Annotated in this window: 12 protein-coding genes; 2 read left to right on the forward strand and 10 right to left on the reverse strand. The window is 33.2% G+C overall.

Going from position 1 to position 11,784, the window contains the following annotated elements; translation table 11 throughout:
• Positions 1-122 precede the first annotated feature (122 nt).
• Entirely contained in the window at positions 123-1,241 is a 1,119-nt protein-coding gene (locus PQ463_RS02555; RefSeq protein ID WP_274256173.1) for a pectate lyase family protein, read from the reverse strand.
• 245 nt (positions 1,242-1,486) lie between these two features.
• On the opposite strand from PQ463_RS02555, the gene PQ463_RS02560 reads away from it, so the two are divergent.
• A complete protein-coding gene (locus tag PQ463_RS02560; RefSeq protein ID WP_274256174.1) occupies positions 1,487-2,059 on the forward strand; it encodes a Crp/Fnr family transcriptional regulator in 573 nt (190 codons plus the stop codon).
• A gap of 357 nt (positions 2,060-2,416) precedes the next feature.
• Here the strand turns inward: PQ463_RS02560 and PQ463_RS02565 are convergent, their stop codons facing one another.
• The 4 genes from PQ463_RS02565 to PQ463_RS02580 all read right to left on the reverse strand — a co-directional run bounded on the left by PQ463_RS02565 (position 2,417) and on the right by PQ463_RS02580 (position 5,432).
• On the reverse strand, positions 2,417-2,965 hold the full coding sequence (locus PQ463_RS02565; protein ID WP_274256175.1) for a HutD family protein: 549 nt from the start codon (positions 2,963-2,965) through the stop codon (positions 2,417-2,419).
• Between the two features lie 352 nt (positions 2,966-3,317).
• Positions 3,318-3,824, reverse strand: a complete 507-nt coding sequence (locus tag PQ463_RS02570) for a GNAT family N-acetyltransferase (RefSeq protein WP_274256176.1) — start codon at positions 3,822-3,824, stop codon at positions 3,318-3,320.
• Between the two features lie 306 nt (positions 3,825-4,130).
• Positions 4,131-4,958, reverse strand: a complete 828-nt coding sequence (locus PQ463_RS02575) for an SMP-30/gluconolactonase/LRE family protein (RefSeq protein ID WP_274256177.1) — start codon at positions 4,956-4,958, stop codon at positions 4,131-4,133.
• A 72-nt stretch (positions 4,959-5,030) separates the two neighbouring features.
• Positions 5,031-5,432, reverse strand: coding sequence for a hypothetical protein (locus PQ463_RS02580; protein ID WP_274256178.1), 402 nt, complete (start codon positions 5,430-5,432; stop codon positions 5,031-5,033).
• Between the two features lie 125 nt (positions 5,433-5,557).
• Here PQ463_RS02580 and PQ463_RS02585 point away from each other — a divergent pair, with 125 nt between their 5' ends.
• A complete protein-coding gene (locus PQ463_RS02585) occupies positions 5,558-5,956 on the forward strand; it encodes a helix-turn-helix domain-containing protein (protein ID WP_274256179.1) in 399 nt (132 codons plus the stop codon).
• Positions 5,957-6,070: 114 nt separating this feature from the next.
• Here the strand turns inward: PQ463_RS02585 and PQ463_RS02590 are convergent, their stop codons facing one another.
• From PQ463_RS02590 to PQ463_RS02610, 5 genes are all read right to left on the reverse strand, one after another.
• Positions 6,071-6,745: a HEPN domain-containing protein gene (locus tag PQ463_RS02590; protein ID WP_274256180.1), complete on the reverse strand. Its 675-nt coding sequence runs from the start codon at positions 6,743-6,745 to the stop codon at positions 6,071-6,073.
• A complete protein-coding gene (locus PQ463_RS02595) occupies positions 6,738-7,838 on the reverse strand; it encodes a DUF262 domain-containing protein (protein ID WP_274256181.1) in 1,101 nt (366 codons plus the stop codon). Before PQ463_RS02595 ends, PQ463_RS02590 begins: the two co-directional genes overlap by 8 nt.
• 293 nt (positions 7,839-8,131) lie before the next feature.
• Positions 8,132-8,848 carry a hypothetical protein gene (locus PQ463_RS02600; protein ID WP_274256182.1) on the reverse strand — a complete coding sequence of 239 codons (717 nt, stop codon included), beginning with the start codon at positions 8,846-8,848 and terminating at the stop codon, positions 8,132-8,134.
• 186 nt (positions 8,849-9,034) lie between these two features.
• Positions 9,035-10,324: a threonine synthase gene (gene thrC, locus PQ463_RS02605; RefSeq protein WP_274256183.1), complete on the reverse strand. Its 1,290-nt coding sequence runs from the start codon at positions 10,322-10,324 to the stop codon at positions 9,035-9,037.
• 383 nt (positions 10,325-10,707) lie between these two features.
• Entirely contained in the window at positions 10,708-11,628 is a 921-nt protein-coding gene (locus PQ463_RS02610) for a homoserine kinase (protein ID WP_274256184.1), read from the reverse strand.
• Positions 11,629-11,784: the final 156 nt, after the last annotated feature.

Genomic DNA, 11,784 nt, shown 5'->3' on the forward strand with positions numbered 1-11,784 from the left:
AGCTTTGCGAACTTTGCGTAATTCTTTGCGCTCTTTGCGGTTAAATAAAAACCACGAACTACATCGAAATGCAATCCGTGGTTTAAAAACTGAAAATAACTTATTTTTAAGGGTGATTCTTTTTAGAAAGAACCACAAACATTACCGCCCAAAGTAGGTCCTGCATTCGCAGAAATATCAGCTTTAACCGCAGTATTAGCCAATTTTAGAATAGAATATGGCGGAGTAAAAGCAGTTCCGCTTCCTGCTTGAGTTCCTGTTACGCTCGTAAAAATATTATCAGTTGATGTAACCGCTGTAAAACCAGTCATTAATTCGATTGGATTTTTTACGCCTTCAAAAACATTGCTTTCTACGCGAATATTTGCTTCAAATCCTGCTGCAATACATTTATTGCTCACGGTGCTGTTAAAGAAACTGTTTACAATATGCACTTGTCCAAAACGAACTCTAGGCATTCTTTCTCTACAGCCTGGAGCCCACCAGCATCTTGCAAAAGTGATTCTTAGTTTACCGCGATCAGCAGTTGCGCCATCGCTTGAACCAATTAAATTTGAATATCTATGATCATCTGATCCTCCAGAACCGCCCGCTTTTGGAGGTTTTAGGTAATGGAATTTAGTGTACGTAACCGAAATATAATCTGATTTGTTTTTGATGTCGAAGTTTCCGTCAACGCCATCTCTAAATTCGCAGTGATCTATCCAAACATTTGTACATTCGTCTAGAACAGCATTATCCCATCCGTCAGTGTCGTAAGCACCAGGGCCTTCAAAAATTAAGTTTCTGATGATGATGTTTTTGCATCTCTTGATGTTGAAAATTCCAGAACCATCTTTAGTTTGGTCAGTAGAAACTAATTTTGCACCGCTTGCGCCATAAATAGTTTTTCCGGTTTGATCCTGAAATGACAATCTTGCGGTAATAGTAATAGTTCCTGAAACCTTAATCACTTTTACAGCGGTGTTTTCTACAGCCGATTTCAGTTGAGCGTAAGTGGTAACTGTGGTTTCAGCAGAAGAACCTCCTCCGGTTGTGCCCCCGTTTTGCGAAGCCCATCCCGGAACCTCAGCACAGTTTCCGATTTTAGCAGTCGGATTGGTTGCAGAAGCATCAATCGCTGTTTCGTTTGTTGGTTGAATACTTGCTTCTGTGTTTGAAGCAATTTCTTCGGAGTTACATGCAGTAAATCCGAAAATCAATGCTGCGGCGAACATTGAAAGTGTTGATTTTAAATTCATAATTAAAGTTTGGTTATTTAATAAGTTAACAACGCAAAACTCAATATTATTTGTAGGAAAAAAGTTGAACAAGTTCAAACTTTTATAAAAAAATCTACTGAATATGTTTTTTTAACACTTCTAAATTTACAAAAATGCATTTTATGTTTATTTTTACGTAATCGATTACATTAATTTAAGCCCTTAATTAATAATGAGTTGAAAAAACAAATTTAGACCTCACCAAAAACCACAAAAACCACAAGATGTACAACCTACTACGAGCAAACATTGAGCGAAAGATTTCGCTCACAGATGAAGAATGGGATATTATTGTCTCAAAAGCAGAACGCATTAAACTTAAAAAGAATCAATTCTTACAAGTCCAGAACTCAAACAGCAGTTACGAAGGATTTATTTTGAAAGGATCATTCAAAACCTACATTTTAAACGAAAACGGAACTGAAACTGTCATTTTCTTCTCATTCGAAAATGAATGGATTTGCGATTTGGAAAGTTTCTACCATCAGAAACCGACGACATACAATATTAAAGCCATAGAAGACAGCGAAATAGTAGTTATCAGTAAAATGCAAAAAGCGTATCTGTTTGCTATGATTCCCAAACTCATAAAGTTTCATGTCTTAATGATCGAACGGGCGAATGTTGCTATTCAGCAGCGGCTTTTAGATGTGCTACATAAAACCTCAAAACAGCGTTATCTCGATTTTAAAGAGCGTTATCCGCAAAAGGTAAGTTCTATAAATAATAAGAATCTGTCTTCATATTTGGGTGTTTCGCACGAGTTTCTTTCAAAGATAAAGAGAACAGTTTCTTAGTTTTTGAGGTTCAAAGGTGCAAAGATTCAAAGTGACAAAGGTTTTTCTGTTGAGACGCACTGCAGTGCGTCTAATATTACGTAAAAAATCTCGCAATCCCGATAGCTATCGGGAGCAGAGGCGCAAAGTTTTTATCTCAAAGTTATACGTAATCTTGTCATTTCGAGGAACGAGAAATCTTCACAAGTAACTCCGCAGCGATAATCCAATCTTTGTAGAGTTTCTAACGAAGATTTCTCGTTCCTCGAAATGACAAACTGCATGGGAACTTTATCAAAAAACTTTGCGTCTTTGCGACTCTGCGAGATTAAAAATAAAAACTTCGAGTCTTCGCGCCTTCGCGGCAAAAAAACTTGATTAAAAATCCAATATTCCAAAAAGGCATTCAGTAGAAAAATGAAGCCTTACATTTTCCTTTTCTTGATTTTCAATAACCAATACATCATAAGGTTCTAAATGGTATGGTTTTTCATTAATGGTAATAATTGCTCTATATAAAGAAAATACAATCACCACTTCAGCATTACAATTCTGATTGCCATTTGCAATTTCCAGTTTATGATGGGATATTTTTTCAGAAACCATCCAATTAAAATCAGTGCCTTTGGTGAAAGAGGTTACTTCATCATCCGAATTAAATTCCATGATTTCATACTTCTTGTATGCTTTTTTTTCTTTGTTTACCTCAACATCTAAGTCGTTATCAAGCATAACCAAGTATCGGTGATAGCCTTTAAATTTGGTGAATTCTGAAGGTGTTTGTTCTATTGTAGCACTGCTTATTCTAAATGCGAAATCTCTATTGGCGTAAATTGCGGTTTTTGGATAAATCATATATTCATATGTCAATCCGCCACTCCAAATAGAGGGTTTAGTGTTTTTTTTAGAGAGAAGCTGTATGTTCATTTATTGAATATTTTATTTAGAGAAAACAATTTGGCGTTTGTTTGAAGAGCTCGTATTGTAACTATTTTGAACCATATAAGTTATATAAGATAAGGTTTGTCTAAAAAAGGAATCTAGCAAAGTTTTTTAGGCAAAGTTTGCATACAGTTTGTCATTTCGAGGAACGAGAAATCTTCGCGAGAAGCTCTACAAAGATTGGATTCTAGTTGCGGAATTACTTACGAAGATTTGCTTTGCCTGTTCGTTATTGCTCGAGTCTCGTTCCTCGAAATGACAAGATTGGGTATATAATGCATGAAACAAAACTTAGCGAATCTCTGCGTAATTCTTTGCGAATCTTTGTGGTATAACCCTACAACACTTTCTCCAAATAAATAAACTCCAAAGGAACTTCAGAAACTGTCGTATGAATTTCACTCTCAGGGAAAGCTTCACGTTTTCCGGTATCTACATAACCGTGACGTTTGTACCAAGCCACAAGCTCTTCACGTACCGAAATAACCGTCATAATAATACTTGACAATCCTAGAGATTTTGCATGATTTTCGGCTTCAGCCAAAAGTTTTTTACCGATTCCGCTGTTTTGAAGTTCTGGCGAAACGGTTAGCATTCCAAGATACAATTGATGCCCTTTTTCCACCAATAAAACCGAACCAATAATCTTGTCATTCGCTGTAAATTTCAGCATTGTATTTTTTGGATCAAGAAAGATTTCTGTCATTTCCTGTTCGTCGGTTCTTTTTCCTTCTAGTAAATGCGCTTCGGTTGTCCAGCCTTTTTTAGAAGTTTCGCCTCTATATGCTGAGTTTATTAAGGTTGTTAATGCTGGAATGTCTTGTAATGCTGCTTTTGTAATCATGTTAAGCTGATCGTATTATGAGTATAAATGGTTTCCAGTTTTAAATGGAAAAATATTTGAATTGCCTCCAGCTTTAGCTGGAGAAGCAAAATTACATTAGAAAATGGCTTTAGCCTAATCTTTTGAGTTTTTTGGCTAAAGCCGAAGCTTGTTCAAAAAGTAAACCTCCAGCTAAAGCAGGAGGCAATTGAAAATTTAGATTTTTTTATAATATTTTAAAGTTTATTAGTCATAAACATGTTCAATTATTCATTGGGCTTTTAAAATAGATAATCTAAAAAGGAAATACAGCCTTTTATTATTGTTTTATTTAAGCGAATATGCTGCGATGGTTTTTTTGAAAAGAGAAGGGACATAGACTATTTTTTTCTCCTTATCGAGACCAATATCTGCTGAATAATATTCTTCTTTTCTGGTATCTGAAAGAATTTCTTTTGAGCCATCTTTATGTACATAATAAATAACTCCAGTCCAGCAGCTCACAATAAACGCATTGTCTGCTATTGGCTCAATTCCATCTGTGTTTTCATCCATGCCTTCTGCCAAAAGCTGTTTATTCTTTTTAGAATCCGTTTTGTATAATGATCCACTGTCTAAAAAATACAAATCGGTATCTATAAATTTTAGACCATTAGGTTTGTTTAGGTTTTCTAAGTAAACAGTTGCAATATCATTTTCTAATTTGAAAATCTTACCCACTTTTGGGTCAGAAACATAAACAACACCTTTTTTATCTACAGTCACGTCGTTTAATATTTTGGCAGCATCAACGGTTATTTTTTTGAGTATTTTTTGTTGCTTTATATCTATAATTACAATTTCTGTAAGGTCGGCTACAAATAACTTATTCTTGAATTTTGCCATTCCTTTTGGGGCATTTAAACCTGATATCCAATTTAGATTAATGATTTTTCCATCGACAGTTAATTTTCCTATGCTTCCTTTTCCGTCACGTTCAGCCGGCGAACCATCCATTAAAGAGGTATATAAAATCTGATCTGCTTTGTCGAATAATACCGATTCAGGAATTGGCAAAATACTATCGGTTATCCAAATTCTATTTAAAGAATGTTGAGCAATACTCGAAAAACTTATTGTAAATAGCACTAAAACATAATAAACATTTTTTTTCATTTTGATTGGCTTTTGAATTTCTTTGTGTTCACGAATTGGATGCTCGCGCTAGCTTGTGAAATTTACTCTTTCTTACTTTTGAGCAATTACTTCATAAGTTATTTTTTTACATTTTACGATAAAATATGGATGAGAACTTTCATGAGCGAAATCAAGAATAAATTCTCCGTTTTCTTCTTTTAGAAGAGCTTCATAAATCATTCCATCCCATTTTTCATAAATGAAACGGCTAACTTCATCACAGTAAATAGTTATCAATTCTTGATCGTAATTTCTGTTTTTGTTAAAGCAACTGATTGATATTTTTAAGGTTTGATGCCCAAATGTATTATTGAAAAAGTCATATCCATTGTGATAATGAATATCAGTAACTAAGGCATCACCAAAGATTCCGTAGTTGTCTAATAAGTCCTGAAGCATAAAAGTTTTGTTTTGTTTAAATTTTGATAAACTTGAGAATAGTTCTGTTTTCAAATATATTTAATTTTTACTGTCAGATCATGAATTTTTGCTTTATAATGAAAAAAGTATCTTACAAAAATGCTTTTGTTTTTTACAAGAATTTATTTTTGTTTAAGAATTTTAAATATCTTTGAATTATGAGTACAGCAACAAAACCAAAACATATCGGCAGAAATATAAGCCGTATCAGAGAGCTTAAAGATATGAAGCAGGATGCACTGGCATTGGCTTTAGGCATAAGTCAGCAGATGGTTTCGAATATTGAAAACAGCGAAACGGTTGACGAGCAAAGATTAATTGAGATTGCAAAAGCCCTTGGAGTTTCTGTTGAAGCAATTAAAAACTTTTCAGAAGAAGCGGTTTTTAATATTATTGGAAATACTTTCCAAGATCACGGTACTATTCCTATTATTACAACAGGTGATTACAATTGTACTTTTAATCCTTTAGATAAAGTAGTTGAACTTTACGAACGTTTGGTGCAAGCTGAAAAAGATAAAGTGGAGTATTTGGAGAAGTTGTTGAATGGGAAATAAACGTTTTTAAGATATATTAAATTGAAAAGAGACCTTTGATGGAGGTCTCTTTTTTTTGTTTTCCAACGAACCCATAATAGTAATGAAAGCAATATGTATGAATAATTTTTAAGTTTATGCTGTAGATAATTGTTCGTTTGATTCAATACCATTATTGTTCATTTCCTGAATAATTTTTATAGATTCATTAGATAAATTTTCAACGAAATTTATTATTATATTTTGATAACTTATTACATCCTGATGAGTTAAAGAAGGGGTCGAATCTTGATGTAAAATATTATTACGGATATTATTTAAGGAATTAAATTTTTCATAAAAGATTTTGTTTTCTTCAGAATCAGCAAACTCATTAAATCCAAATTTTTTTAAAAGCTTTGTAACTTCACTTTGCCCATGTTTGCCATAACTAAATTTGGTATCTAGGTTAAATTCGTTACATAAAACTTCTTCTACTCCAAGGATTTTGACGAATTTCATCAAAACCTCTTCTCTTTTTTCGTTATTGTTTTTTTTTATTTCTAATTCTTTAATTAATACATCAATAAGATGATTTTTGATGTAAGACTCTAGTTTCTTGTTTGAGAAGTTGTTCAATATGTAATAGCCAAATTCGTCAAGAAAACATTCTAAAAAGGATTCGAATTTTCCACACAGTAATACTATTGAAGATTTGTTAAATGTTCTATACTGTAGATTATCATCGATAGAAGAAATAGCATTCTCTATTAGTATATGAATTTCTTTTAATGCTTCCCTAAAATCGTTAACGGATTCAAAATTATTCATTTATGATTTTCTTTATTTCTGAAATCCATCTATTAAGTCTGTAATTTAAAACTTTTGTGTCTGATGTTCCTATTGTCACACTGTTGCGGAATTCAGTATCATTAATTACGAGTTCTTTATAACGAGCAAATATTTTATCTTTATTTTTCAATAATCTGTCACTTGGTAGGACAGTTGTACTAATAAATAATATATCCATTAAAGATCTATTTAATGTAGATTCATATTGTCCTTCAGAATTAAATCTTTTAAATGCATTTACAGTATAGATTTCTATTATTGTTTTCGATGTATCTTCAATCATATCATCTAATCTTTTTAGTGCATCTGCATTAAGATTTTTATATTTTAAAAGATATTCGTTAATAAAATTTTTCATTCTTCCCTTATAATTATTTATATGATCATTGGTTTTATCATAATTATCTAATAAAGATAAAAATCTAAGTATAAGTTCACAATCAGCCATTCTATTATGTGGAGACTCCAGATTGAATAACTTTAATATATTAGGTTTAGCAACGATATTTTTTAATTTGTCATTTAATGACCCTCTATAAAGGCAATTTCTCAATTCTTGGTCATTTAATTTTACTGCCCCTGTATTTAATCTCATGAACACATCATATTTTATTTCTGGATGTGAGTCATGAGAAATAACTATTATTCGAAGTAATCCATTTTTTAATACTCTCACCGCTTTCGGGTTTAGAGTTTTAATATCGCTTTTGTTTAATTCTGTCAGTATTTCTAAACCAGATAATTTATAATCGCGTTGAAAATAACGATAGAGCGAGTTTAGTCGTTGTAAACCATCAATAACAGTCCAAGAATCATCTTCTTCTTGTGATACATATATTACAGGAATAGGAACATTTAGAATTATTGATTCAATTAAAAGAGATGATTTTTTATTATCCCAAATATAATTTCGTTGATATTCAGGATTTAGATTTATATCACCGTCTTCAATCATACGAACTATATCAGAAACACTTTTGTCATAAGCTTGAGTATTAATTTTCCTAACTTCATGAGGAATTTCTATTACTTCATCATCTGAAATTATATCATCAAATTCTAAATTTTCCATGTGTACTTTGGTTTTGTAATTTGTTGTTTTTTATTTTACAATAATAAGATAAATGTTATATTTTTTTGCTTTTAAAGTAAAAACAATCATGTGTTTGAATTAAGTTTTTTTATCCATAGTTTTTTGAAATTCAAAGTTTTCCTGATATAAAATTTGTATAATTGATTAAATCAATAAAACTTTCAACTCATCATAAATCTCAATATTCGTACTTACTTTTCCCTCACTGAATAACACTTTCAATTTGTTTTTGAATCGAAAGCGTAATTCCCAAGATATGAGTATACTAACTTCTATAAGTTTGTATTATATGAATTATAAGCACTTATTAACTCGTCTTGATCCCAAATTATTTCGTCTTGATAAAAAAGGCATGTAAATAAATTGTTTGGTAGAGGTTTGTTTTTTTGGAACAAATGTTTTCCTAAATAATGTTTAGCTTTATCAAACAAATCTTTATTCTTGCATCCAACGACACTTATAAAAGCAGTATTATCCATATTACTTAGTTTATAATTTTCTAATCTTATATTCTTGATTTTTGCAGGTATTAGTTTATCTCTAAGCTTTAGAAAATCTTCTTGTCCGTATTGGTGAGCTTTTTGCATATCTCTAATGAACTTGATTTCAATCGCAATACATGGGCCATCATAAGCAAAACCTTTACTAGTGTATTCTTCAAATAATTCAATGTTAATTACTTCCAATAATTCTGGCTTACAAATTGTTAAGTCAACTTCAAAGCCTGATTTTTTGTCTGGTTTAAACCAAGTTACCTGAGAATGTACATAACTGGTTTTATAATCAGAACCGTTACTGGTTTTCCAGTAACTATCATTTTTGCTACTATGGTATCCTTTCAAAGTGTCTTCTTGCATAAGTTTTGAAAACAAGTGACACTCTAAATCTCCTTCAGTTAAAATCATGCCTCTATTTACACTATATTCTTGTTGTAATTTCAGGATTGCATTTTTGGTGGCACTAAACCAAGTTATAGTTGGCTCATTCATAAAAAAAATAGATAGTTAGTATTTAGGTTTGTTTAGTTTTTTTATACTTTTCAAATATATTTATTTTTTATTGCTAATTTTTACGGGTTTCCGTAGTCGATATATTTTCAAGAGTAATTACAATGTTATGTACAAAAAAGCGAGTAAAAAACTTTTTACTCGCTTTAATCATTTATAATATGTTTTTTATCCTAAGAAATCCTTCAACTCCTCATAAGTCCCAATTTTCACACTAATCTTCTCTTCATTAATAACACTCTCAATTTGAGCAGGAATCGGAAGCGTAATTCCCAAAGCAGGTTCAACAACATCCAAAAATTTAATAGGATGTGCCGTTTCTAAGAAAATACCAATTGCATTAGGATGTTTTTCTAGTTCCTTTTTCAAGCCTAAATAACCAACAGCGCCGTGCGGTTCTGCAATATAACCGTCTGTGTTATAAATTTTCTTTAGGGCTTCAAGAGTTTCTTCATCGGTATAGCTATAAGAAGAAAAGTCTTTTTCGAAAGCTTTTAAATCATTATTGTACAATTCCTGAATTCTAATAAAGTTACTTGGGTTTCCAACGTCCATGGCGTTAGAGATTGTGGCTTTAGAAGGTTTTGGGTCGTATTTTCCGTTTTCTAGGAATCTTGGTACGGTGTCGTTTACGTTTGTAGACGCAACAAAATGCTCAATTGGCAAACCTAATTTCTTTGCCATAATTCCGGCGCAGATATTCCCGAAGTTTCCGCTTGGGCAAGAGAAAACTAAAGGTTTGTTTTGGCTTTTCAACGCTTTGTAAGCAAAGAAGAAATAGAACATTTGCGGTAACCAGCGCGCAATATTAATCGAGTTCGCCGAAGTCAGGTTTTTATGCGCTAAAGTATCATCTAAAAATGCTTTTTTCACCATATCCTGACAATCGTCAAAAACACCGTCAACTTCAAGTGCTTTAATATTTTGCCCTAAAGTGGTCAATTGTTTTTCCTGAATATCGCTCACTTTTCCAGACGGATATAAAATGACAACATCAACACCGTCAACGCCTAAAAATCCGCTGGCAACCGCTCCACCTGTATCTCCAGAAGTAGCTACTAAAACTGTGTTTTTAGCGTCTTTTTTGTCTTTGTTGAAATAGCCCAAACAACGCGACATAAAACGCGCTCCAACGTCTTTAAACGCCATTGTTGGCCCGTGGAATAATTCTAACGAATAGATTCCGTCTTCGACTTTCACCACCGGAAAATCAAAAACTAAAGTTTCGGCAATGATTTCTTTTAGCTTTTCTGCTGGGATTTCGTCACCAACAAATTGTTTAATCGCTTCAAAAGCAATTTCTTCGTGGCTTAAACTTTCGATTTTATCAAAAAAAGAAGGATCAAGCGGCGTGATGCTTTCTGGGAAATATAATCCTTTGTCAGTTGCTAATCCTTGTATAACAGCTTCTTGAAAAGAAACTTTTGGGGCATTATGGTTTAAACTGTAGTATTTCATTTCTAAATTTTAGATTTTAGACTTTAGATTTTAGATTTTTTGGAGAGTAAATTCCAATACTAAAATTCCAAATTCCAATAATTTATTATTTTCAATTATGTTTTGCTTTTGTCAGGCTGAGCGGAGTCGAAGCCCCGCAACGGATTGACATAACGTAAATCCTCAAAGTTTGTCATTTCGACGTAAGGAGAAATCTTCGCAAGTAACTCCGCAACGTTATTCCAATCTTTGTCGAGCTTCTCGTGGAGATTTCTCGTTCCTCGAAATGACAAACTGGGTGTGACTTACTTTGCGTGGACTTCGACGGAGTTTATCCTGAGGAACGAAGGGCTCAGTCTGACAAGCTTTGTCTTAATACTTAATTCTTCGTACTTAATACTTTTCTACAAAATTCTTACGCCGTCTGGATTAATTTTCGAAACGTGAATTTCATACGGTAAATTCATTTTTTCGTAAACGTCGCTCATGGCTTTTGCGATTTGGTCGGCGGTGTTTTTTCCTTTGCTTAAAGCGAAAATCGATGGGCCAGAACCTGAAATTCCAGAACCTAAAGCGCCGTTTTCGTAAGCGGTTTGTTTGATTTGGTCGAAACCTGGAATCAAAACACTTCTTAAAGGTTCAACGATTTCGTCATGAAGCGAACGTCCGATTAATTCGTAATCTTTGGTGTAAAGACCTGCAACCAATCCGCCCACATTTCCCCATTGCATGATGGCGCTTTTTAGGGAGACGTTTTGTTTTAAAACCGAACGAGCATCAGAAGTTTTCAACTCAATTTGCGGATGAACCACTGTTGTGTATAATTCCTCTGGACTGTCAATTCTGATAATATCAAGCGGCGCATAACTTCTTACCAAAGTAAATCCGCCTAAAAGGGCAGGAGCAACGTTGTCGGCATGCGCGTTTCCGCTGGCTAATTTTTCGCCCTGCATCGCAAACTGAACTAAATCTTTACGAGAATACGGTCTTCCCAATAATTCATTAATTCCGAAAACCGCTCCAGCAGAACTTGCAGCACTGCTTCCGATTCCGCTTCCAGCTTTTATGTTTTTATAAATTTCGATTTCGAATCCGAAGTCTAATTCGTCTAAAGTTTCCAGCATTGCCAAAGCCGCAACTCCAGAAACGTTTTTTTCGGTTTCTAAAGGCAAATCAGCACCGACAATTTTAGTGATTCGAACTCCTTTTTGATCGACTTTTCGAACAATCATTTCATCGCCCGCATTGTCTAAGCAAAGACCGAGTACGTCAAATCCGCATGAGAGGTTGGCGATTGTAGCGGGACAGAATAATTTTATTTCCATTTCTTTTTAAAGTTTCTAAGATGCTAAGATTCTGAGTTTCTAAGATTTCTTTGCAACTTTTTATTTTTTTGAGTTTCTGAGATTCTAAGTTTCTGAGATTCTAAGTTTGGTTAAGAAAAAAACTTAGAATCTCAGCGACTCAGCATCTTAGTATCT

This window comes from Flavobacterium sp. KACC 22763 (genome assembly GCF_028736155.1).
Lineage (GTDB): Bacteria > Bacteroidota > Bacteroidia > Flavobacteriales > Flavobacteriaceae > Flavobacterium.